The sequence below is a fragment of the Neobacillus sp. DZ-9 genome, assembly GCF_059587065.1.
The window spans coordinates 518,782-538,555 of sequence record NZ_JCAIOL010000004.1 but is presented as its reverse complement, the minus strand read 5'-3'; the positions used below and the strand labels follow the sequence as shown (position 1 = coordinate 538,555).

At 38.0% G+C, this 19,774-nt stretch carries 29 protein-coding genes; 10 read left to right on the top strand and 19 right to left on the bottom strand.

Going from position 1 to position 19,774, the window contains the following annotated elements:
• Positions 1-23: 23 nt before the first annotated feature.
• The 4 genes from AC59HZ_RS14450 to AC59HZ_RS14435 form a co-directional block, all read right to left on the bottom strand.
• Complete coding sequence (locus AC59HZ_RS14450; protein WP_496546502.1) at positions 24-1,883, bottom strand: beta-glucoside-specific PTS transporter subunit IIABC; 1,860 nt, start codon at positions 1,881-1,883, stop codon at positions 24-26.
• Positions 1,884-2,235: 352 nt separating this feature from the next.
• The gene (licT, locus tag AC59HZ_RS14445; protein ID WP_496546501.1) at positions 2,236-3,069 is read right to left on the bottom strand and encodes a BglG family transcription antiterminator LicT; all 834 of its coding nucleotides are present in this window, start codon (positions 3,067-3,069) and stop codon (positions 2,236-2,238) included.
• Positions 3,070-3,223: 154 nt separating this feature from the next.
• A complete protein-coding gene (locus AC59HZ_RS14440) occupies positions 3,224-3,490 on the bottom strand; it encodes a hypothetical protein (RefSeq protein ID WP_496546500.1) in 267 nt (88 codons plus the stop codon).
• A gap of 84 nt (positions 3,491-3,574) precedes the next feature.
• Positions 3,575-4,063, bottom strand: coding sequence for a hypothetical protein (locus AC59HZ_RS14435; RefSeq protein ID WP_496546499.1), 489 nt, complete (start codon positions 4,061-4,063; stop codon positions 3,575-3,577).
• A gap of 162 nt (positions 4,064-4,225) precedes the next feature.
• On the opposite strand from AC59HZ_RS14435, the gene AC59HZ_RS14430 reads away from it, so the two are divergent.
• The 3 genes from AC59HZ_RS14430 to AC59HZ_RS14420 all read left to right on the top strand — a co-directional run bounded on the left by AC59HZ_RS14430 (position 4,226) and on the right by AC59HZ_RS14420 (position 5,887).
• Positions 4,226-4,597: a VOC family protein gene (locus AC59HZ_RS14430; protein WP_496546498.1), complete on the top strand. Its 372-nt coding sequence runs from the start codon at positions 4,226-4,228 to the stop codon at positions 4,595-4,597.
• Positions 4,598-4,709: 112 nt separating this feature from the next.
• Positions 4,710-5,237, top strand: coding sequence for a DinB family protein (locus AC59HZ_RS14425; RefSeq protein WP_496546497.1), 528 nt, complete (start codon positions 4,710-4,712; stop codon positions 5,235-5,237).
• Positions 5,238-5,458: 221 nt separating this feature from the next.
• Positions 5,459-5,887 (top strand): VOC family protein, encoded by a 429-nt coding sequence (locus AC59HZ_RS14420; RefSeq protein WP_496546496.1) that lies wholly within the window; start codon positions 5,459-5,461, stop codon positions 5,885-5,887.
• A gap of 69 nt (positions 5,888-5,956) precedes the next feature.
• Here the strand turns inward: AC59HZ_RS14420 and AC59HZ_RS14415 are convergent, their stop codons facing one another.
• Positions 5,957-6,835, bottom strand: a complete 879-nt coding sequence (locus tag AC59HZ_RS14415) for a LysR family transcriptional regulator (RefSeq protein WP_496546495.1) — start codon at positions 6,833-6,835, stop codon at positions 5,957-5,959.
• A 108-nt stretch (positions 6,836-6,943) separates the two neighbouring features.
• On the opposite strand from AC59HZ_RS14415, the gene AC59HZ_RS14410 reads away from it, so the two are divergent.
• Entirely contained in the window at positions 6,944-8,035 is a 1,092-nt protein-coding gene (locus tag AC59HZ_RS14410) for a citrate synthase/methylcitrate synthase (protein ID WP_496546494.1), read from the top strand.
• A 326-nt stretch (positions 8,036-8,361) separates the two neighbouring features.
• Here the strand turns inward: AC59HZ_RS14410 and AC59HZ_RS14405 are convergent, their stop codons facing one another.
• The 3 genes from AC59HZ_RS14405 to AC59HZ_RS14395 form a co-directional block, all read right to left on the bottom strand.
• Positions 8,362-8,979: an exonuclease domain-containing protein gene (locus AC59HZ_RS14405; RefSeq protein ID WP_496546493.1), complete on the bottom strand. Its 618-nt coding sequence runs from the start codon at positions 8,977-8,979 to the stop codon at positions 8,362-8,364.
• Positions 8,980-9,068: 89 nt separating this feature from the next.
• Complete coding sequence (locus tag AC59HZ_RS14400) at positions 9,069-9,635, bottom strand: TetR/AcrR family transcriptional regulator (protein WP_496546601.1); 567 nt, start codon at positions 9,633-9,635, stop codon at positions 9,069-9,071.
• 13 nt (positions 9,636-9,648) lie between these two features.
• Entirely contained in the window at positions 9,649-10,356 is a 708-nt protein-coding gene (locus AC59HZ_RS14395) for an MBL fold metallo-hydrolase (protein ID WP_496546492.1), read from the bottom strand.
• 179 nt (positions 10,357-10,535) lie between these two features.
• Here AC59HZ_RS14395 and AC59HZ_RS14390 point away from each other — a divergent pair, with 179 nt between their 5' ends.
• The 3 genes from AC59HZ_RS14390 to AC59HZ_RS14380 are packed head-to-tail and all read left to right on the top strand — an operon-like array spanning position 10,536 to position 11,719.
• Positions 10,536-10,862, top strand: coding sequence for an ArsR/SmtB family transcription factor (locus AC59HZ_RS14390; protein ID WP_430064325.1), 327 nt, complete (start codon positions 10,536-10,538; stop codon positions 10,860-10,862).
• A complete protein-coding gene (locus tag AC59HZ_RS14385) occupies positions 10,843-11,298 on the top strand; it encodes an SRPBCC family protein (RefSeq protein ID WP_496546491.1) in 456 nt (151 codons plus the stop codon). The genes AC59HZ_RS14390 and AC59HZ_RS14385 overlap by 20 nt, the downstream gene beginning before the upstream one ends.
• Before the next feature lie 31 nt (positions 11,299-11,329).
• Positions 11,330-11,719 (top strand): SRPBCC family protein, encoded by a 390-nt coding sequence (locus AC59HZ_RS14380; protein WP_496546490.1) that lies wholly within the window; start codon positions 11,330-11,332, stop codon positions 11,717-11,719.
• Positions 11,720-11,935: 216 nt separating this feature from the next.
• On the opposite strand, the gene AC59HZ_RS14375 is transcribed toward AC59HZ_RS14380, so the two are convergent.
• Genes AC59HZ_RS14375 through AC59HZ_RS14365 form a run of 3 tightly spaced genes read right to left on the bottom strand, consistent with a single transcriptional unit; the run spans position 11,936 to position 14,304 of the window.
• Positions 11,936-12,892: a PDR/VanB family oxidoreductase gene (locus AC59HZ_RS14375; protein WP_496546489.1), complete on the bottom strand. Its 957-nt coding sequence runs from the start codon at positions 12,890-12,892 to the stop codon at positions 11,936-11,938.
• 12 nt (positions 12,893-12,904) lie between these two features.
• Positions 12,905-13,351 (bottom strand): hypothetical protein, encoded by a 447-nt coding sequence (locus tag AC59HZ_RS14370; protein ID WP_496546488.1) that lies wholly within the window; start codon positions 13,349-13,351, stop codon positions 12,905-12,907.
• Positions 13,348-14,304 carry a heme-dependent oxidative N-demethylase family protein gene (locus AC59HZ_RS14365; RefSeq protein ID WP_496546487.1) on the bottom strand — a complete coding sequence of 319 codons (957 nt, stop codon included), beginning with the start codon at positions 14,302-14,304 and terminating at the stop codon, positions 13,348-13,350. The genes AC59HZ_RS14370 and AC59HZ_RS14365 overlap by 4 nt, the downstream gene beginning before the upstream one ends.
• Positions 14,305-14,493: 189 nt before the next feature.
• On the opposite strand from AC59HZ_RS14365, the gene AC59HZ_RS14360 reads away from it, so the two are divergent.
• Entirely contained in the window at positions 14,494-15,003 is a 510-nt protein-coding gene (locus AC59HZ_RS14360; RefSeq protein ID WP_496546486.1) for a DoxX family membrane protein, read from the top strand.
• A gap of 14 nt (positions 15,004-15,017) precedes the next feature.
• Here AC59HZ_RS14360 and AC59HZ_RS14355 read toward each other — a convergent pair whose 3' ends face one another.
• The 6 genes from AC59HZ_RS14355 to AC59HZ_RS14330 form a co-directional block, all read right to left on the bottom strand.
• On the bottom strand, positions 15,018-15,149 hold the full coding sequence (locus AC59HZ_RS14355; protein ID WP_496546485.1) for a hypothetical protein: 132 nt from the start codon (positions 15,147-15,149) through the stop codon (positions 15,018-15,020).
• A gap of 79 nt (positions 15,150-15,228) precedes the next feature.
• Positions 15,229-15,453, bottom strand: a complete 225-nt coding sequence (locus AC59HZ_RS14350) for a hypothetical protein (protein WP_496546484.1) — start codon at positions 15,451-15,453, stop codon at positions 15,229-15,231.
• A 168-nt stretch (positions 15,454-15,621) separates the two neighbouring features.
• Complete coding sequence (locus tag AC59HZ_RS14345) at positions 15,622-15,822, bottom strand: hypothetical protein (protein ID WP_496546483.1); 201 nt, start codon at positions 15,820-15,822, stop codon at positions 15,622-15,624.
• A 110-nt stretch (positions 15,823-15,932) separates the two neighbouring features.
• Positions 15,933-16,754, bottom strand: coding sequence for a pentapeptide repeat-containing protein (locus tag AC59HZ_RS14340; protein ID WP_496546482.1), 822 nt, complete (start codon positions 16,752-16,754; stop codon positions 15,933-15,935).
• Between the two features lie 110 nt (positions 16,755-16,864).
• On the bottom strand, positions 16,865-17,299 hold the full coding sequence (locus tag AC59HZ_RS14335) for an SRPBCC family protein (RefSeq protein ID WP_496546481.1): 435 nt from the start codon (positions 17,297-17,299) through the stop codon (positions 16,865-16,867).
• A 154-nt stretch (positions 17,300-17,453) separates the two neighbouring features.
• Positions 17,454-17,996, bottom strand: coding sequence for a GNAT family N-acetyltransferase (locus tag AC59HZ_RS14330; protein WP_496546480.1), 543 nt, complete (start codon positions 17,994-17,996; stop codon positions 17,454-17,456).
• A gap of 371 nt (positions 17,997-18,367) precedes the next feature.
• On the opposite strand from AC59HZ_RS14330, the gene AC59HZ_RS14325 reads away from it, so the two are divergent.
• Together AC59HZ_RS14325 and AC59HZ_RS14320 are read left to right on the top strand one after the other, a co-directional pair.
• Entirely contained in the window at positions 18,368-18,685 is a 318-nt protein-coding gene (locus AC59HZ_RS14325; protein ID WP_496546479.1) for a hypothetical protein, read from the top strand.
• A 120-nt stretch (positions 18,686-18,805) separates the two neighbouring features.
• The gene (locus AC59HZ_RS14320) at positions 18,806-18,991 is read left to right on the top strand and encodes a hypothetical protein (protein ID WP_496546478.1); all 186 of its coding nucleotides are present in this window, start codon (positions 18,806-18,808) and stop codon (positions 18,989-18,991) included.
• A gap of 172 nt (positions 18,992-19,163) precedes the next feature.
• Here AC59HZ_RS14320 and AC59HZ_RS14315 read toward each other — a convergent pair whose 3' ends face one another.
• Together AC59HZ_RS14315 and AC59HZ_RS14310 are read right to left on the bottom strand one after the other, a co-directional pair.
• Positions 19,164-19,493: a hypothetical protein gene (locus AC59HZ_RS14315; protein ID WP_496546477.1), complete on the bottom strand. Its 330-nt coding sequence runs from the start codon at positions 19,491-19,493 to the stop codon at positions 19,164-19,166.
• A gap of 146 nt (positions 19,494-19,639) precedes the next feature.
• The gene (locus AC59HZ_RS14310; RefSeq protein ID WP_496546476.1) at positions 19,640-19,771 is read right to left on the bottom strand and encodes a hypothetical protein; all 132 of its coding nucleotides are present in this window, start codon (positions 19,769-19,771) and stop codon (positions 19,640-19,642) included.
• Positions 19,772-19,774 lie beyond the last annotated feature (3 nt).

Sequence of the window (19,774 nt, the reverse complement as noted above, 5' to 3'; positions counted from 1 at the left end):
GTGTATCCCCCTTTATAATTAGCCTACTGTAATGCGATAAACGCATCGCGGGTATTTACTTTGCCTTCTTTTACAGGGCTGATAGATTGATAACGGTCTGGGTTTGTAATTAATACAGGTGTGATTAAGTCATAGCCTTCTGCCTTAATTGCATCCATATCAAAGGTTACAAGTGTTTGACCCATTTCAACAAACGCTCCATCTTCAACGTGTGCTGTGAAATGTTTACCGTTAAGCTTTACAGTATCAATTCCAACGTGGATGAGAATTTCCGCGCCATTATCACTTGTGATGCCAATCGCATGTTTCGTTTTAAAAATAGTCGTTACTTTACCGGTTACAGGAGAAACTACTTTCCCTTCTTCCGGCTGAATGGCAAAGCCTTTACCCATGATCCCGCTTGAAAAAGTGGCATCATTCACTTCGCTTAAAGGCTTCACTTCACCTTTTATAGGACTGTATAATTTTTCAGCAGCTACGATTACATCAGATTTAGTATCTTCTACTATTTCAGAAACTGGTGAATCTTGCTCTTCTTCACTTTCTACATCTTCAAAGCCCATAATGAAAGCGGCGATAGCTCCAGCAACAAAGGCAATTGGTAAACCTATTACTGCCAATACAAAGGTGTCACCAATAAAAGAAGCGATCCCTGGCAACCCTACATTACCACCGAGAATAAAGTATTTTACTCCAACTGCACTGTAATAAGCTCCACCAACTGCTCCACCCACTAAGGCACCAATAAATGGCTTTTTCAAGCGCATGTTCACACCATACATCGCTGGTTCTGTGATACCCATTAAGGCGGTAATACTAGTTGTCATGGCCAATGATTTGAATGACTTGTTTTTAGAACGTAATGCAACCGCAAAAGTCGCTCCTGCCTGCCCCATATTAGCCGAGAACATGGAAGGCAATATAACATCGTAGCCTTTTGTTGAAAGATTGTTCATTACAATTGGAAGGAATGCATAGTGCATACCTGTCATAATAATCAATGAAAAAGTTCCGCCTAAGATGAAACCTGCAAAAATTCCTGCGTGATCAAATAATGCTCCTACACCAGCTGATAGCCAGCCTCCAATGATAGAACCTAATGGTCCTACTGCAATTAATGTAACTGGCACAACAATCAACATTGTAAGGGTTGGAACTAGAATCAGTTTAAACATACTTGGAATGATACGATCAATCCATTTTTCAACATAAGCGGCAATCCAGATAGCTAATAATATTGGGATAACTGTTGAAGAATACGTAACCGCAGTTACTGGCAATCCAAGGAAAGAAATCGGTTTACCTGTACTCAATAAAGCTGTTAAGGTTGGGTGTAAAAGCGCTGCCCCAATTGTCGCTGCAACATAAACGTTGCTGCCGAATTTTCTTGCTGCGCTGACTGCCAGCAAAATTGGCAAGAAATAAAATGCTCCATCGCCAATGGCGTTTAAGATTGTGTATACTTGGCTTTTATCTGAGATCCAGCCCATAGAAAGTGCGATGGCTAATAATCCTTTGATCATACCTGCACCGGCGATCGCTGGCAGGATTGGCGTGAATGTGCCGGAGATTACATCAAAAACTGCACTTAGCGGGTTTTTGCTTTTTCCAGACTTCTTGCTATTGCCGTCTGATTTAATGGAACTGTTTTCTAAGATAGCGTTATATACTTTCGGAACGTCGTTTCCGATAATAACCTGGAATTGGTCACCACTGACATTTGTGCCCATGACACCAGGAACTTTTTCTAATTTTTTACGATCTACTTTTTTGTTATCATGAAGGTTAAAACGTAATCTTGTCATACAGTGAATCACATGCTGGACATTTTCTTCGCCACCGACAAGCTCAAGAATGCTTTTTGCTGTTTTGTTGAAATCCATTGAGTTAGCCTCCCCATTTTTTGTAAAAAAATAACCTGAGCTGCAGGAGCCCGCAATAATTAACGGAACTCGAGTTGCTCAGGTTTTGCCTGCCTTACCAGTAACAATCCTGTTATCAAATAATATTTAGTTTTTGCAGTGAAGATATTCGTAAGATATGGCCATTTCTTACGAAATCACTCTGCAATGGGAATAAAAAAAACCTAAATTGCAAGCCATAAAAACTATGACATTACAATTTAGGTTTTGCCTGCATGATCAGTAACAATCCTAATAAATTAATATTAATTTGTAAATAGAGAATAGCATGCGCTTTCATAATCTGTCAACGCTTTCTTTTTTAAAAAATTATCTAGCTTCTATTTACAACTCTTTCAATATGAATCGTTAAATAGGCCATTTCTTCCTTGGTTAGATGATATTTATGAGTTTTTTCAATATAATCCTCAATCTTTTTCGTACAAAGAAAGGCTTCTTTATACTTCTGCTTCACCATATCATAAAGATAATCATCAGGGCTGTCCAAATTGCTTTCACTAAACAGCCGCTGGGCAAAAAACTTTAAATGAGTCAGAAAACGAAAATAATTCAATGATTCCTCATCAATCTCAATTTTAAAATGATATTTAACAATGTTTAAGATATCATGGATGAGCTTGGTGATATTGACGACGTTCGGCATTTCTTCATTTAGCTCAGCATTGACAATATGCATAGCAATAAAGCCGGCTTCGTCTTCGGGAAGTGTAATCCCAATCACTTCTTCAATCTTTTTGATCGCCTTTAAACCAATGGCAAATTCTTCACTATAAATTCTTTTAATTTCCCAGAGCAAGGCATTTGAGATTAATAAACCTTTTTTATTTCTCTCGATTGCAAAATTTATATGATCCGTTAATGATACATAAATGCTATCATTTAATTTTTTTCCAAGCTTTTCTTTCGCGTAGGAGATGATTCTTTCTGAAATATCCATGTATTCTAAAGGAATGTCGTATAATAATGTTTTAAATTTTTCGGAGACATCCTTATTTTCTAATTTAAAAATCTTTTCAATCTTAGACTCATCCACCAAGTCACCTGGCCTTTTTTGAAAAGCAATCCCCCTGCCCATGATAACTAACTCTTTATTTTGACTGTCCAGGATACTAATCACATTGTTATTAATTACCTTTGCGATTTTCATCTCAATCACCTTTTTTTAGGAAAATTTAATAAAAAAAACCTAAAACTAATGATAAGTACATTAGTCTTAGGTTTTGCCTGATTGAACAGTAACAATCCTATTTTATGAAAGAATAATTAATAAAATATTAGCATCTTTTCGAAAAGCTAGCAATTTATTTTTTCGTCCAGTAAGCTAATCCGAACAAAATTAAAGAAAGGACTCCAATCCATCTAAACAATCCCTCTGCATCACCTGCAAACATGGCTATGCTTGGTAATAAAAGGGCAATTCCGCTCCACAAAAAGGCTTTCCAGGATTTTTTCAGAAGTCCCCATATAAACAGCAATATGGATGCGCCGATCAATAGCCAATAAACAATTCCCACCAAGAAGAAATTCAACATTCTCCCCCCTGTTACATTATCTATTTGTCTATTCATCGTATGCACAGTTGATTATGGATGAGAATCTCCTTTAAAAATAAAACACCACAAGTTAACTGATTTAACTTGCGGTGTTGTTATTTATGAAAATATCCTTTGTAAAAGCGATTTAGGTTTTTTTCGTAATTTTTCAATCGAGTTTTGGAACACGTACATTAATACTGATTTTGCCATAAATAAAAGGCTCATTTGGTAATGCTTCATTCGAACGAGAGATACTATTCCGAGTTTGCGTAAAAAACGCATCCCAAAAAATGTAAAAAGGACATCTGTTATTAGATTCACTATTAAATAGCGAAAAAAGTTACCAAAGGTCAATTTGAAAATCCATAATGTCCCCACAAAGAAGGGTCCAACTATAAAAGGAATTTCTCCCATTACACCTGGAATCAGTTTCTCGGTGAACCGCCACCAGACTCTTTTTTTAGCTAAAATACTTTCAACTGTTACCCATGCCCCCATGAAAAGGGCACCTGGATAAAAGCGTTTAAACGTCCGCGTACCTAAAAAAGGCACGGTCAGCCATGGTAATATCAGTAAAATGAGCATTAACATCTTATTATGTTTCATCTAAGGACATTCCTTTTTTCTTTTTAATATACACAAATTGGAAGAATATTATTTATCATTTTTTGAGAAAATATACCTTCTGAATTTCTGCTTATTTTTCGAAAAATGGAACAATTTAGAATAAAATGAGATAGATAAATTATTATATAGGGAGAATTCCAGATGACGAAAATTCAAAGTGTGGGACAAATTGGGGTACCTGTTATGGATGTAGAAAGGGCGGTACACTTTTATAAAAATTTGTTAGAGCTGCCCTTATTATTTAGCATGGATACGATGGCCTTTTTTGAATGCAATGGCTTACGCATCCTGCTCAGTCTGCCGGAAAACAAGCAATTTGCCCATCCAAGTTCGGTGATTTATTTCCAGGTGGAAAATATCAAAGAAAGCTACGAAAAATTGCAGGAAAATGGGGTTGCCTTTATTGATGAACCTCATATTGTGGTAAAAATGGGCCAAACGGAGACATGGATGACGTTTTTTAAAGATTCAGAGGACAACACGCATGCATTAATCAGTGAAGTACATATTTAAGAGTTGGGGATACCCTAATCAGGTATCCTTTTTTAGCAATGATTCCATTAATTCAATTTGCATGAAAATTATGGTAGGATTGAGGTGTAATTGTGAAATTAGAGGGGAGAGAATGATGATGCTTCAACGTCCAAATTCAAGTGAGTATCCTGAGTATTATGTTCCTTATGTAAATTCAGTTCCTGAAGGAGATTTATCGACACTTTTAAAAGAAAATCTTGTAAAGGTTACGGAGCTTTTTGAAAATATTTCGGAAGTAGATGCAGAATTTCGCTATGCCTCTGGAAAATGGAGTATCAAAGAAGTTCTCGGTCATATGACAGATACGGAAAGAATTATGAGCTATCGATTGCTGCGAATTGGCCGCGGGGATCAAACAGCTTTAGCTGGCTTTGAGGAAAATGATTATGTTTCAGGTTCACAAATCAACAGACTCCCTGTTAAAAATATCCTTGAGGACTTTATTGCAACAAGAAAAGCAACAATTACCCTGATTGAGAATATGCCGGATTCAGCGTGGGCCAATGTAGGATTTGCCAATAACACAGAAGTCACTGCCCAGGCTGTCGCCTTCATCATTGCCGGACACGAAATCCACCATCGAAAAATTATTATTGATAGATATATAGCCGCTCTTTAATGGGGAAAATACCGAGCATGTGCGTAACTATTTACACACTGCTCTTTTTTAAAAAAATTTTCCTTTTTAGCCAAAATTTTATTTACGAACAAACGTTCTTTGTTTTATAATTGAAATATCGGTAATAATGAGATGTGGGCCTGCTATTAATCAGGCTGCCTAATCACTATGTTATCGAGCATAGTAAGAAAAAATACATTTGGGCCAAGGAGAGATTTATCATGACAGTAAAATTGATTCCCTATTTAGTAATGAACGGAAACGCAAAGGAAGCCATCCAGTTTTATCAAAACGCATTGGAGGCGCAAGTTCTTTTCAGCCAATCTTTCGGAGATATGCCGGAAAATCCGGAATTTACACTTCCAGCGGAAGCTAAGGAACTTGTGAGTCATGCTACAATCAAAATTGGTGAGAGCGAGATGATGTTCTCTGATGCCTTCCCAGGACAAGAACATCAAAGAGGAAATCAAGTAACCATCTGTGTTTCTACTAATGATGCTGAGAAATCCCGTAAATTTTTCGATGCACTACAAGATGGTGGTCAAGTGAACATGCCTCTTCAGGAAACTTTCTTTAGCCCGGCTTATGGCATTGTAACTGACAAGTTCGGTGTTAACTTCCAAATTTTCACTGAAGGCAAACAACATTAATTTTCCTACATAGGGAAAAACGGCTCTGTCGATTTTTTTCGAGAGAGCCGTTCTTTGTTTTTATGAACTTTATAGTCGATAGTTTGAGATGAATTTTAGAAATTCTTTTTGTTTTGAATGATCATATTTCATGATCGCATACGTGTTTGCTTCAGGCAAATGAATAGTATGGCAATCCACTTCCAACAAACTTCCCTCTAACAATTCCCTTCTGACCGTGGACGTCGGCAGGAATGAAACACCCAAACCCTCTATAATAAAACGTTTTGTTATATGGACTTGTGATACCTTCATCATTCGTACATATGGATATTTACTTTTTACCTCCCTTGAAAGACGATCCCAGTAGCCTGGATGATTATGGGTTAATAAATAGTTCGAAGCTAAAACCTCCTCCTCATCTAACGGCGGGGCTGTTTCAGCATCCCTGCCATCGTGTGGGGCAACAAATATGACACTATCTTTATATAATAGTTCACAAATTAAATCTTGGTTTGTGGTACTAAGACATGACAGGCCAAGGTCAACTTCTTCTTTAAAAACTGCCTGTTCAATTTCGGTAGATTCAATTATTTTGATTGTAATCTCTACTTCCGGATGCTGCTTCGTATAGCTTTTTAAAACATATGGCAGGATGGTATCTGCAATCAGCGGTGAAATGGCTAGTGTTAATTGAGATGTATACCCCTGAGTAAAGGAGTGTAAATCCTCCAGCCCGCCTTGATAAACCTCCAGCAATCGCTTAGCGTGAACCAAATACCTCTTCCCCGCTTCCGTCAGCTTTATCCTTTTGCCCTCCCGATCAAACAAATGTATCCCTAGCTCTTTTTCCAGTTGCTTAATATGGACGGTTACGGAGGGCTGTGAGATATACAGGATTTCTGATGCTCTTCGAAAATTTCCGCACTCGGCAGCTGTTATAAAAGTGTTAAGCCAGTCAAATTCCATTTCTCCACCTCTGATTAATTTTATTAATCAATTAGTTTAATAATATTCAATACTCTTAATCATGTTTATTCTATAAAATAATACTAAATAAGGAAAGGAGCGAGTTTTATGAAAGTTCAAAAGGGGTTAAAAGGAATTGTCGCTGCGGAAACATTGATCGGTCATGTGGACGGAGAAAACGGTCAATTAATTTATCGGGGATATGAAATTAGAGAACTAACAAAAAGCTTTTCTTTTGAAGAGGTTGTATATCTTCTCTGGTATGGTTATTTGCCTGATGCGGGACAACTACAGGGGTTGAAAGACGAGTTGAATCGTAATCGTGAGCTGCCGGAGTATATGATAAAAATTATTGATTTGCTCCCGCCAAGCATGGATATGATGAGTGTAATTCGGACGGTAATTTCTACTGAAGGGGGTAATCCCGAATACGGGGAGATGGCGACCATTTCACAGGCGATTCGGCTAACTTCCCTTGTTCCCACCATTATTGCCTATCGGAAAAGTCAAATAGATGGCCGATTGTTTACGCATCCTCGGGATGATTTAGACCATGTTTCAAATTACCTTTATATGCTTACTGGAGAGGTTCCACTGGAGGCACATGTGGAGGCTCTTGAAACGTATATGATCCTGACACTTGAGCATGGGATGAATGCGTCTACCTTTTCAGCCAGGGTTACAGTATCTACTGAATCAGATATGGTGTCTGGGGTGACATCTGCCATCGGTACGATGAAAGGACCGCTTCATGGCGGGGCGCCATCAGGAGTAATTGATCTGCTTAATGAGATTGCCCTTGCCGGGGATGCCGAAAAAGTAATTAGAGAGAAAGTTATGCGCGGGGAAAAATTGATGGGGTTTGGCCATAGGGTTTATAAAACCCGTGATCCAAGAGCCATCGCTTTAAAGACAAAACTGCTGGAACTAGTTGGTGAAGATGCGTGGCTTGATTTAGCAATGAAAGTAGAAGAAATTGCCATAAGAGTACTCGATGATTTGAAGCCCGGCCGTTCTCTGTACACAAACGTAGAGTTCTATGCGGCTGCCATCATGAAAGCCATCAACATGGATACAGACCTATTCACCCCAACCTTCACCGCAAGCCGCATGGTCGGCTGGACCGCGCACATCCTAGAACAAGCAGAAAACAACACCATCTTTCGGCCGCAATCGAAGTATATTGGGGCATTGAAATAGTGGGGTATTAATGGGTTTTTAGTGGGGTGTCAGGCACCGTCCGTGGACAAATCCGCCTTTTTGTCCACGGAGCACGGACACTAAATTCTATGAGGACAGTTTTCGCTTTTCTACACTGTTTTTTGTCCTCATGAACGCGCTATGAGGACAGCTTTCGCTTTTCTACGCTGGTTTTTGTCCTCATGAACGCGCTATGAGGACAGCTTTCGCTTTTCTACCACTAGTATTTGTCCTCATGAACGCTCCATGAGGACATTTTTACTTTTCTAAAGTGATTTTTGTCCTCATGAGCACCTCATGCGGAAGTCTACCATTCCAAGAAGCTTTTACCCCATTTTAGTACGTGATGATGCAGGCTGGTATTTTCTCATCGGACCAGAATCAAGCACTTCTTGCAAATAGAGATTCCCATTTGGGCTGGATTTTTTTAGTAGCTCCATTAGGTATGTAATATCATCCATTGCTCTATGTGTCTGATAGTTTGTGATTTCATGAGCTTCCAAAAGAGTCAGGAGTTTGCCATTTGGGAAACCGTAGCTTTTCCAAGGGACATTTCTCATTGTGCAATACCACTTCAAATCATTGACTTCCGGATACATGTGGAATAAAAAGCTGCGGTCGAAGGAAGCGTTATGAGCAAAAACAGAATCAGCGCGATGGAAGTAGGTTTTGATTTTTCCATCTTGGAAGCTCTTCCCCTTGACCATCTCGTAAGGAATTCCATGGACTCTATAGGCACGGTCATAATTTCTCAGAGCTGTATTCTTAAGAGGCTCTCTTAAAAAGGAGTCCTCCTCAATAATTTCGATGATCTCACCGGTATCCGTTCGATATGAAAAGAGTTTTAACGCGAGTTCAATTACTTCATCAGTTGTTGGTCCTAAACCAGTTGTCTCTACGTCTAGTATCAAACCCAATTTCTCTTTTTTAAGCAATATAATCATTCCTTAATGTAATGTTTCTCTCATTATATCAAAGCTTATCCCGCTATCCTATCTCCAAAAAGTCCCTTTATGAATTGTCCTTCTTCTTTTTAGGCAGTCATCCCTTTTAAGAACGCACTGATTACCAAAAACAAGCTCTCATCCAAATCTAACGCCATTTTAAAACCGCCCTTTTGCTCTAAAGACGAAAATCCGTGTAATATACTACGAAGGCCTCTTACGGCATGTAAAGCCTGGTCTCCATTCAGCTCAAATGCCTGTAAGACCCTTACTGTTAGCTCAACGATTTTCGCCCCAGCTTGCTGGACTTCCGTGTCTTCCGGATCTGGTGCCATTAAAGTAGCTTCATAAATACCAGGATGCTGCCTGGCAAAATGGACATAAGCCTTACTTAGAACAAGGACTGCATCGATGCCTGACACCCCAATAGCTGCATCGGCTAATTCTTTGTAAAGTTTTTCAATTCCATAAATGGCTAACTTCTTGCGTAAACCTCCTAGGCCATCAAAGTGATTGTACAATGATGGCGGGCGAATATTGAGTTTTTTTGCCAGGTTCGCCAAAGTTACCTCCTGCATACCGTATTGATCAGCGAGCTCCCCTGCTGCTTCTAGAATGTACGTTAAATCGAGTCCAATTTTAGGTCTGGGTGACATCATCAATGCTCCTTTACTTCAATTTCTGCTCAAAACTGTTAATTGCTTGTTCCATTATCCTTACAGGATTCTCCACCATCTCTCCGTGTCCTACCGCAAGCAGACTAGGTTCAACCCCCACTAATTTCTTCGCACTCTTTAAAGATGTTTTCTTACTCCATGTACCAAACGCCGGAAAAGGGAACCATGGCTTTATATCCCCTGCCACTGCGATTCCGCCTCTGGTTTGAAAGGCATCACCAGCAATTAACGCTTTAGTGCGGTTGTCTAAAAAGGCCATAGAACCTGGTGTATGGCCAGGTGAGGCAATTGCGGTTAAAGATCCGACTTGGTCGCCTTCACTCAAAACAATAGTGGCTCTTGTTTTTAACTTTTTAGGAACTCCGCCTTTAATGGGCGTTTGGTCTTCATCCTGATCGAGTGAACGGTCACCGTTCATTAATTTGTTATCTCGCACTGAAATATAAACAGGTACTTCGGGGAGGGTTTCTTTTATTAAATCTAAGGCCCCGACATGATCCTCATGTGCATGGGTCAACACGATTTTCGTAATCGGCTTTCCAATTCTTTCAGCAGCCTGCAAAATCCCTTTTGCACAAAATCCAAGCGCTGCATCCACCAAAGTCAAGCCGTCCTCTTCCTCTACCAAATAACAGTTCACTGGAAATACTTTGGCCATAAACGTTACTTGATACAAAAACCCCTTTTTAATCATTCTCATTATTGCCCATCCCCCTTTAACTAATATCATTAGTTTTATTTTAACTAATGATATTAGTTTTATCAAGTAATTTTTAGAAAAAATTTGATTTATATTTTATACGTATTTTCCAAATGATACTAATATGAAAAATAACTAATTAAGTTGACACTTAATTAAGTATAGACTAAAATAACATCATGATTGAAAAAGTCCTTCATGCATTAGCAGAACCTAGACGCAGAGATATTCTTTATCTCGTTCGTGATGGAGAGCTTACCTCCAGCGCGATAGCCTCACATTTTGAAATATCGGCTCCCGCAGTTTCACAGCATCTCAAAGTTCTCGAACAATCCGGCCTTGTAGTCGTCCGGAGAGACGGAACAAAACGGTACTATGGTATCAGAAGGGATGGATTTGCTGAATTAAAGCAATACATTGACCGTTTTTGGGATGATAGTTTACTCCGCCTGAAAGAAGCTGCCGAAGAGGAAGAAAGGAGAAAAAATGACACAAACAAACAGTGATACCATCGTAAAAGAAATCTTTATTGAAGCACGTCCGGAGACTTTATTTTCGTTTTTTACCGATGCTGATAAAATGGTCCGCTGGATGGGCAGACAAATCCTGCTTGAGCCAAAGATTGGCGGAAAGTATCGGATAGATGTCAATGGCAGCGATATTGCCATGGGAGAATATGTGGAAATTGTACCTTATGAAAAAATCGTCATGTCCTGGGGCTGGGAAAAATCAAAAATTGTTCCTCCGGGATCAAGTAAAGTTGAGTTCCGTTTAACTCCTAAAGAAAATGGAACAAACCTAGTCTTAACACATTACGACTTGCCGGCCTCAGAAATCCCGTCACATCAGCAAGGCTGGTCTCACTACATGCCGCGAATTAAGGAATTTGCTGAAGGCAGAGACCCTGGCATAGATCCATGGACCGAACTGGCCATGCATTAATTTAAAAGAATAAAATTGGGGGAATTTAATAATGGGAAATACCATTCATCAAGAAGTGGAATTCAATGCATCTTCTGAACGAATTTATGAAATTTTGACTGACTCTAAACAGTTCAGTGAAGTTACAGGTGGAGCACCAACAGATATTAACGCAGAGGCTGGCGGTACGTTCTCTTGTTTCGGCGGGATGATTTTAGGCAGAAACATTGAACTTGTTCCGGGTGTGCGCGTCGTTCAAGCATGGCGTGTAAAGAACTGGCCAGAAGGCTTATATTCAATTGCTAAGTTCGAACTTAAAGAGCAAGGTTCAAAGACTAAGTTGGTTTTTGACCATGTTGGTTTCCCTGAAGCGGAAGGCCAGCATCTTGCAGCAGGCTGGGGAGCGAATTATTGGAGTCCAATTGAAAAATATTTAGGCTAGAATCTAAAAAAATCACACTATTTCGTTATGGAATAATGTGATTTTTTTATTAAGGCTCTTTTCGTAAACTTTGTTGTTTTTCGAACCTAATAAGGTTCATTTACTTAGTTAGTAGGCAATTTTCGCAAAAGTGTTTACGAAAAGATGCCACGACGTTTCTAGTTATACGGGTTGATAAGCTAATACGAAAAACAACAATTTATGAGAAAATAGCCTTTATTTAATTTCAATCACCAATTTCTCTGACTTTGCTCGAGAAACACAGGATAAAATCACATTTTGGGCATTTCTTTGTTTTTCGCTTAAAAAGGAATCGTAGTGATCAACTTCGCCTTCAACCACCTTCAGCTCACACGTCCCGCATCGGCCTACTCGGCAAGAATATGGAGCCTTGATCCCTGCTTCAAGCAGCGCATCCAACAGGGTCTTTTCTTTTAAAACCTTTACAGTCTTCCCGTTTGAAACTTGAGCCTGAAAACAATTAGCCTTTTTAGGCCGCGGTGGTGTAAACCGTTCGTAATGAACACTCGAACGCGGGTAACCATTTTGGAGGGCAAAGTCTGTAAAACTAGATATAAAGGCCTCAGGTCCGCAAAAATATACATGGCTTCCAATCTTATGTTCCAAAAGCGAATCAACACTAAGTCGCTCTGCCCCTACTCCCTGTGAAAAATAAAACTTACATTGCCGTGGGTAATTTTGCTGCAAAAAGTCGAAGAATGCACAAAGCTCCTTTGATTTTGCCGCGTAATGCAGTTCGAAGGAATCATCCAGGTCAGCTATCATTGATAAAAAGGGTGTGATGCCAATCCCTGCCGCATAAAAAACATGATGTTTTGCCTTGAAGCTCAATGGAAAATGATTTTTGGGATAACTAATACGCAGCCTGTCCCCGACTTTTACCTGGTGATGCCAATAAGAAGAACCGCCTGCTGAGATATCACTAAGATGAATGGCAATTTGGTAGAACAACCGATTATCTGGATGGCTTGTTAAGGAATAATGCCTCTCGAGTAAGCCAAAGCTACCCTCAATATATGTAGTGATATGGGATCCTCCGCTAAAAGCCGGCAGTTCCTCCCCATCGATATGGGCTAGTGTAAAGCTTTTTACATTCAGGGTCTCCTGATGAATTTCTTTTACCACTACAGGTATTGTTTTTTCCTTATCCATTCAATCCCCCCTCTAAAGTTTTGCCACATAGCCAAGATAGGCATTTTTCAGTGAAGAATAATGATCGGAAACCTCAAGCTGCAAATCACAATCATTGCAAACGCTTTCAAGATTTCCCTGCAAAATTACCTTTGAAATCCCATGGCACCTGCAGCAAAACACATTGACCAATCGCTCACCATAACCAATGTACTGTGCTTCTCCCTCTGAAAAGCCAGCCTCTTCAGTGAGCTTTTTCAGAGAATACAGTTTATCCCATTTCGCTGCAATGTATAGGTAACACCCCATCTTCTGCCTATTCAACCATTCAAAAAACGATTGTTCTTCGCTGTAGATCTCATAGGCTGCATTCTTTTCAATTGCCAAATCGATAACTGGTTGTAAAATCTCCATCCCGTTCTGATCCGCATAAAATAAATATTTTCTTTTTCCAGAAACAAACAAAGCTTTCTGCATCATAAAACTCCTCTGCTTTCCAGCCGGTCCTTCAAGTATTCGAGTACTTGATTCTTGAAACGAGAAAGGCCTTTATAATCCACAATATTATCTGGCAGCTCACAGAGAATATGGTAAAATTGCTCAGCCCATTCCGTTTTTGAAGCAAATTTTTCTAATGAAATAAGATGGGTATGAATGGTAAACAGGATGCCCTCTGATCGCGGCAAACGGAATAGTTTCTGTACCTCCACTCGTAAATGGACGAATTCTCCAGCGTTCTCCAATGTTACCTCTTTTCGGCCTTTTCCCCAAACATCAAAGGTTTCTAGTGAAGTATCGAGACGATTCCCGGCCATTAACGACCAGTTTTTCCGCCACCATGGATTTCCCGCTTCCAACTGCAACAAAAACTGCAGGATTCGCTCATCTAATCCTTCCTCCTTAAAGCCAGGAATCGGATGATGAATTTCTCTAAAGCTCATCCCTAAATCAAAGGCCAGTGACCAATTAGCGGGAAAGCATAATTGACCGGAATCTAAAAATAAATCCCCATCTCGCTGCATTATGAAAATCAGGTCTTCTTGCACATGTCTTCCAATAAAATCTAGCGGCTCATATGGTAATGTAGTTTCATCACCCAAAATAAAGCTATGCTTTTCTTGAAAAATTTTATTATGAAACGTCCATTCATCATTTTGTTTATCAAGTGAAAATTTATCTGGATAATAGGCTGCTAGATGACTCATTATCATTTCAAGGATTTCCCACTGTCCGCGAAGTGTATGAGGCAGTGACTGATAACATCGTTCAGGATGCTCTTTAAGAAGACCCCGCTTTAGGTTCATTTCATTTATGTAACTCGGTGTAATTTCGATGCCGCTTGGACAATCCAACGGGACGGAGTTGTTAGAGTATCGATACACTTCTCCCTTAAATGGATACGGAAATGTTTCTAAATCAACGGCTTGTTGCATAACATCCCTACTTTACAGAAAATTCTTTACTTTTATTTTAATAAAAACAAATGACCATGTTAATAAATTGTTCAAATCTTTTTTACGAAATTGTGAAAAAGTGAACAAATTACTCTCAATTCAAAATAAAAATGATATATTAACAGTGTAATCAATATATAAAACTTATTTTTAAAAGGAGTGTTTCAAATGTTAGTCAATTGGTTAAGAGAAAACAAAGTTGCCGCTGGTATTTTAACAGTTCTTCGCTTATATATCGGATATTCTTGGATCACAGCTGGATATCACAAATTAGCAGACGGGTTTGATGCTTCTGGATTTTTAAAAGGAGTAATTGCGAATCCAGTAAAAGGTCCTGATGGCAGTATCGTTTACGGCTGGTACGTCGACTTCTTAAAGCACTTCGCTTTACCAAACGTAGATATTTTCAATACACTCGTACCTGTTGGTGAATTTTTAGTAGGGCTTGGGCTTATTCTTGGCTGCTTAACTACTGCAGCAATGTTCTTTGGTTTAGTGATGAACTTCGCGTTCTTCTTAGCTGGTACTGTATCTCATATTCCAACTGACTTATTCATCGGTGCAATTATCTTATTTGCTGGCTTTAACGCAGGCCGCTTTGGTCTTGACCGCTGGATAATTCCATTTATTCGCAGAGCAGCATTCAAAGGTAATCGAACAGTTAACCATAATGCTTAGTTCAAAAAAAGCGCCTATGCAATCGGCTTTCTATCCGTGACATAGGCGCTTTTTATTAAGGCTATTTTCGCAAAGAGTGTTGTTTTTCGTAAAAGTTCATCAACCCGTATAACTAGATGCTTCGTGGTATCTTTTCGTAAGAACATTTGCGAAAATTGCCTACAAACTTAGTAAATGCACTTAATTAAGCCCCAAAAGTAACATAGTTTACGAAAAGAGCCTTTATTAATAACTATCTTCACTTTTTTCCAAATCTGCTCTATTTTCGAACCAATTTGTAACCTGTGTTAGGATAGCAAATACAACAAAGAAATTCATTGCCCAGACATTAATAAAAGGTGTTAGGCCGCCAAATTCAATCGTTTCATAGCCTTTTAACTTCATTATTATTAAGGATTCTACAAAAATAAGAATAAACCCAACCACACCTGCAATTCCCGCCCTAATCATTGAATTCCCTCCTAAATTTATTCTATATCAACATTTATTACGTTGGATTTTCAACAATTTTTTGAACAGCTTACTCTTATTATATTTCATTTTTTAATGAATCAAAACCTTAAAAATAAATGAAAAAGAGAAGCCGCCGCAGCTTCTCCCCTGAAACTTTAAATTATATTAATCAACATTTCTATCATTATTACCCAGGACCTTTATTAATAAATCTAATTTCTCATTTCTCTCCTGATCCAACTTTGTTTTTTCATTCATGAACTTAATTGTTCGTACAACAAAGTATATGCTAAAAACTAAAATCGCCAAATAAAGTAAAATAGGAATGATTGCAAAAAGACCAAATATATTGCCATTATTCATCATCAAAAAGCCCTCCAATTTTGTAAAACTATTCCATTATTATACATTAATTTCATAATCTTTTGTTACAAATGGGGACAATTTTGTAAGAGGTATTCCGTGAATTCCTAAGACTATTTAACCCAATGTTCAGGAATCATTAATGAATCAGGTAATTTTGTATGAATATCGCCTTTGGCCGAGTTAACTTGTGCTTGTGTTAAAAAGAAGCTTCCGGTTAAATTAGCACCGCTTAAATCCGCGTCTCTTAAGTCTGCACCAATAAAATCGATTCCTCTCATGTCGGCTTCCCTGAGATCGGCTGCAATGAGCAAGGCTCCTCTCAAGTTAGCACCTCTAAGGTCTGCACCTTTTAACTTTGCACCTAAAAAGTCTCGTCCCTTACTTATTTTTTTGTTCATCTTTTGAAAAACCTTTGATCGTACAAGTTCACTTGTGCGGAGAAGTAAATCATTAACGACTGCTCTATGAGCTGGTATATCAAGTTCTACGATAGATTTTGGATTCAAATTAGTGAGAGATTCTGTTTTTTCTAGAGCATTTTGCAATTCTTCATATATAGGCTTTGCATCTTCCAATCCAAGCGCTTCATTTAAATAACAAAGCATTTCATGAAGTTGCTGCATAATAGGAAAGACCTCAAACATTTCTTTAGTCAGCTCTGGGTGATCACGCCAATCGTTCCCATCATAGGTGACTTGTGATACCTTTTGACCTGCACCAAAGCATTCATAGACAGCACAGCCTCGAAACCCTTTATTTCTAAGATTTTTATGAATACCGCAGCGATAATCGGATTGCAAATTTCGACAAGGGGTACCACCTTCCTTATCGAAAGCAAAATCGGCGGATTTCGCATAAGGCAAAGCCACACAGCACAAACCAAAACAATTTTCACAGTCAGCTTTTAACTTATTTATTACTTGAGTTGACAATACTTACACTTCCTCTAAAGATCGTAATACCTCTACAATAATAGGAGCAGGAAAAAAATTCAATTATCAATTTCCATAAAAAAACGAGCCATATGGCTCAAGCGGTAATTTTATTTAACTAACCCAGCTCTTAAACTTTTAATGCCGAACTCCAAATATCCTTTTAAACAGGTCAGCATATAAACCCAGCCTTCTTTATTATCAATGATTTGATCGATAAAATCGGTATCATTTTCATTAAAGCCTTCTTCAGTTACTTCAATAATAGTACTCGAATCATTTTGCTCTTCCAGCAACATGGTCACGGTATGACCTTCTCCATTGGATCCCCACTGGAACACGATTTTCTTATTTACATCTACTACTTTAATTTCTATATCTCCTTCGGCATTGTATTCATCATATCTCAAAGTAACCGTTTTGCCAGCTTCCCATCTCTCAGAACTTGATGAAAACCAAAAGTTTCCAATTTTTGCTGGATCAACGAATGCTTCAAATACTTCATTAGCAGGTGCTAATATTTTCATTTTTGTAAGGTTGTTCATTTACTGGATCGACTCTCTTTCAATAATTTGATTGGGGCATGGATTTGGAGGTTTCGCAGATAAATCTGAAATTTCCTCTGATATATTTCATTTTGCCGCCGATAAATGGTTTTCAAACTTGATAATTGAAAGTTTGGACATGATTAGGTGCACCTTATATCCAAGCGCTGACCTTGATTTTCCAAATCATATGATCAAATCCTTCATCCCAATAATCCTTTAACAAGTAATCAGGATTCCCAAATTTATTTTCCCAGATTCTTTGCGCGCTTTTATATCCACTATCTAAACAAAACACTTCTATCCCTTTATTTTGCATGGCAAAATACATTGCTTTCAATAACTGGTTCCCTATCCCCATTTTTTGGTAGTCAGGGTGAACAAATACTGTACCTAATTCCATCAGCCCTTTAAAAGCATTGTTTGTACAATCACATATAAGATCACTTGCTGGACCGAATTCAATTGTACCGATAATTTGATCCGCTTTTACACCTATCAAAAAATATCGTTCCGTGCCATGACTTTCAAAATCACTTACCAAATATTTTTTCTTCATTTCGATTTCATTTTCAATATCATCCAGCTTTTCCCCTATACCTTCTTTAATAAAAGTGTCCGTAATCACCCTTCTAAAAAATTGATTTAACTCATTCATCTCCTCAATTTTTGGCCTTCTTATCTCAACATTTAGCATTAATTACCACTCCAAATTCCTCTCTTTACAGGATTGTTGAATAAAAAAAGAGTTGATGCTCAACTCATATTTAACCTCTTGCATCATTAAATATCCAATTTTTCCTTTTTCCCTTTACTATCCTCTTCATAATAGGTGTCGTCCATATCTTCTTGATTATATCATGAAATCCCCCCCATTTTTTTAAAATTATTACATTTATAGCACCATAAAAAACAATAAAAACTTTACCCCATTAACAAAATAGCTATCAATTTTTAGCCACAAAAATGTCAGAATATTAAATGGGATTTGTGGTTTACATCACACTTTTTGTTAACTAGCGGTTGTACAATCGAAGTGAATTAATCAAATGAGAAGGGGCTGTTCTTTTGTTCAATTTGCTGGTTTTTGTATTAATCTCAATTACTTTGGTCTTGTTGGGTATTTTTATTGATGGGCTGATGGAGTTACATAAGAAAGATGAAGAAGATAAAAAAAATATTGTCAGAGAAGGAATCGAAGGATACTTGGATAGAACGTTTGGATTTGGGGCTGTCAAGATTTTCAAATCTATCCTTGACGCAGATGGCAATTTTGGCTATTTGGTCTATTTGCCGCATTACGAGTGGTTCAAATCCCCAAAATACAAGTGGTATGAAGTGTTTGCTACCCAAAGCGGCTTCAATCATAATGAAATCGAAAGATAATATCTATCCACGTAGCACCCCATATAGGGTGTTATTTTTTTATTCCTTTATTACACAATCGTCATATTCGTAACATTCAAGACATATAATTTATCAATCCAATAGGAAGGAGGAGAACCAATGGATAATCGGATTTTCTTGTTCCTTGCTGCTATTTTATCGGGGTTTGCACTTATTAGAGTTCCTTTAGCTGATTCTTTTCTTGATGGCATTTCACCTGTTACAGATATCATTGGCATATTGACTGTTATCGTCTTCTCACTCGTTTTAGTTTATAAGGGAGTCAAAGGTTTGTTCAGTAAGTAAATAGGTTAAGTGGGAAAAGCGCTCTATATGGGTGCTTTTCTTATTTAAATTACTCTCTCTTTTATTTTTTACTAATTTTCGTTATCTCTTGATTAAATTCCTTCTTTGACCAGCTTCTTCGATACAACAATAACGAAAAACATCCCTTCACAACATGTGAAGAGATTAAATTTCAACCCTGTTTTTCTTTAATTTGTTCGCGAATCATTTCTAGTTCTTTTAAGGAAAGTTCACCAAGGGATTTTTTTATTTCCTCTTCAATCTCTTTTCTGTTGCTCTCTCGATATCGATTCCACCATTCCCGTAGGCCTTCTGTATGATCCAAGAGGTATTCGATATCTATCTCTTCCACTTCATCGTCTGACAAGTAATTCAATGTAGCTGCCAACATGCGATTAAGGTTAGCAATTTCATCTTCATCTTCTTCTATTTCTGGCGATACATCCTTTGTTTCCTCATCCGTATCCTCATTAACAGTGGGTGCTGCTTTTCGGGGCATCATTTCCCTCCTTGCCTTTTTTATTTAAATTATGCCTTTTAGTATTACCATTAAAAATAATATCGATGAACTTTGCGGCGTAAAATTCATTGCATATAAAAAAGCCCTTCTAAGTTAGGGCTTATTGTCTTTTTACAAATTTAACAATATTAAAACCACAATCTTTTATAATAATCATATTCTGGGATATCGTAATTCTCTTCTGTTTCTATTTTTGGGGTACACTTTTCACAAGCTTCATCTGATTGGTTATGTTCACATTGTTCTAATAATAGTTCCATAGT

What these genes read in the sequence shown, in the direction of transcription:
- AC59HZ_RS14450 (WP_496546502.1), bottom strand. Translation starts at nt 1,883, where the DNA reads ATGGATTTCAACAAAACAGCAAAAAGCATTCTTGAGCTTGTCGGTGGC.
- licT (WP_496546501.1), bottom strand. Translation starts at nt 3,069, where the DNA reads ATGAAAATCGCAAAGGTAATTAATAACAATGTGATTAGTATCCTGGAC.
- AC59HZ_RS14440 (WP_496546500.1), bottom strand. Translation starts at nt 3,490, where the DNA reads ATGAATAGACAAATAGATAATGTAACAGGGGGGAGAATGTTGAATTTC.
- AC59HZ_RS14435 (WP_496546499.1), bottom strand. Translation starts at nt 4,063, where the DNA reads ATGAAACATAATAAGATGTTAATGCTCATTTTACTGATATTACCATGG.
- AC59HZ_RS14430 (WP_496546498.1), top strand. Translation starts at nt 4,226, where the DNA reads ATGACGAAAATTCAAAGTGTGGGACAAATTGGGGTACCTGTTATGGAT.
- AC59HZ_RS14425 (WP_496546497.1), top strand. Translation starts at nt 4,710, where the DNA reads ATGATGATGCTTCAACGTCCAAATTCAAGTGAGTATCCTGAGTATTAT.
- AC59HZ_RS14420 (WP_496546496.1), top strand. Translation starts at nt 5,459, where the DNA reads ATGACAGTAAAATTGATTCCCTATTTAGTAATGAACGGAAACGCAAAG.
- AC59HZ_RS14415 (WP_496546495.1), bottom strand. Translation starts at nt 6,835, where the DNA reads ATGGAATTTGACTGGCTTAACACTTTTATAACAGCTGCCGAGTGCGGA.
- AC59HZ_RS14410 (WP_496546494.1), top strand. Translation starts at nt 6,944, where the DNA reads ATGAAAGTTCAAAAGGGGTTAAAAGGAATTGTCGCTGCGGAAACATTG.
- AC59HZ_RS14405 (WP_496546493.1), bottom strand. Translation starts at nt 8,979, where the DNA reads ATGATTATATTGCTTAAAAAAGAGAAATTGGGTTTGATACTAGACGTA.
- AC59HZ_RS14400 (WP_496546601.1), bottom strand. Translation starts at nt 9,635, where the DNA reads ATGTCACCCAGACCTAAAATTGGACTCGATTTAACGTACATTCTAGAA.
- AC59HZ_RS14395 (WP_496546492.1), bottom strand. Translation starts at nt 10,356, where the DNA reads ATGAGAATGATTAAAAAGGGGTTTTTGTATCAAGTAACGTTTATGGCC.
- AC59HZ_RS14390 (WP_430064325.1), top strand. Translation starts at nt 10,536, where the DNA reads ATGATTGAAAAAGTCCTTCATGCATTAGCAGAACCTAGACGCAGAGAT.
- AC59HZ_RS14385 (WP_496546491.1), top strand. Translation starts at nt 10,843, where the DNA reads ATGACACAAACAAACAGTGATACCATCGTAAAAGAAATCTTTATTGAA.
- AC59HZ_RS14380 (WP_496546490.1), top strand. Translation starts at nt 11,330, where the DNA reads ATGGGAAATACCATTCATCAAGAAGTGGAATTCAATGCATCTTCTGAA.
- AC59HZ_RS14375 (WP_496546489.1), bottom strand. Translation starts at nt 12,892, where the DNA reads ATGGATAAGGAAAAAACAATACCTGTAGTGGTAAAAGAAATTCATCAG.
- AC59HZ_RS14370 (WP_496546488.1), bottom strand. Translation starts at nt 13,351, where the DNA reads ATGATGCAGAAAGCTTTGTTTGTTTCTGGAAAAAGAAAATATTTATTT.
- AC59HZ_RS14365 (WP_496546487.1), bottom strand. Translation starts at nt 14,304, where the DNA reads ATGCAACAAGCCGTTGATTTAGAAACATTTCCGTATCCATTTAAGGGA.
- AC59HZ_RS14360 (WP_496546486.1), top strand. Translation starts at nt 14,494, where the DNA reads ATGTTAGTCAATTGGTTAAGAGAAAACAAAGTTGCCGCTGGTATTTTA.
- AC59HZ_RS14355 (WP_496546485.1), bottom strand. Translation starts at nt 15,149, where the DNA reads ATGTTCTTACGAAAAGATACCACGAAGCATCTAGTTATACGGGTTGAT.
- AC59HZ_RS14350 (WP_496546484.1), bottom strand. Translation starts at nt 15,453, where the DNA reads ATGATTAGGGCGGGAATTGCAGGTGTGGTTGGGTTTATTCTTATTTTT.
- AC59HZ_RS14345 (WP_496546483.1), bottom strand. Translation starts at nt 15,822, where the DNA reads ATGATGAATAATGGCAATATATTTGGTCTTTTTGCAATCATTCCTATT.
- AC59HZ_RS14335 (WP_496546481.1), bottom strand. Translation starts at nt 17,299, where the DNA reads ATGAACAACCTTACAAAAATGAAAATATTAGCACCTGCTAATGAAGTA.
- AC59HZ_RS14330 (WP_496546480.1), bottom strand. Translation starts at nt 17,996, where the DNA reads ATGCTAAATGTTGAGATAAGAAGGCCAAAAATTGAGGAGATGAATGAG.
- AC59HZ_RS14320 (WP_496546478.1), top strand. Translation starts at nt 18,806, where the DNA reads ATGGATAATCGGATTTTCTTGTTCCTTGCTGCTATTTTATCGGGGTTT.
- AC59HZ_RS14315 (WP_496546477.1), bottom strand. Translation starts at nt 19,493, where the DNA reads ATGATGCCCCGAAAAGCAGCACCCACTGTTAATGAGGATACGGATGAG.
- AC59HZ_RS14310 (WP_496546476.1), bottom strand. Translation starts at nt 19,771, where the DNA reads ATGGAACTATTATTAGAACAATGTGAACATAACCAATCAGATGAAGCT.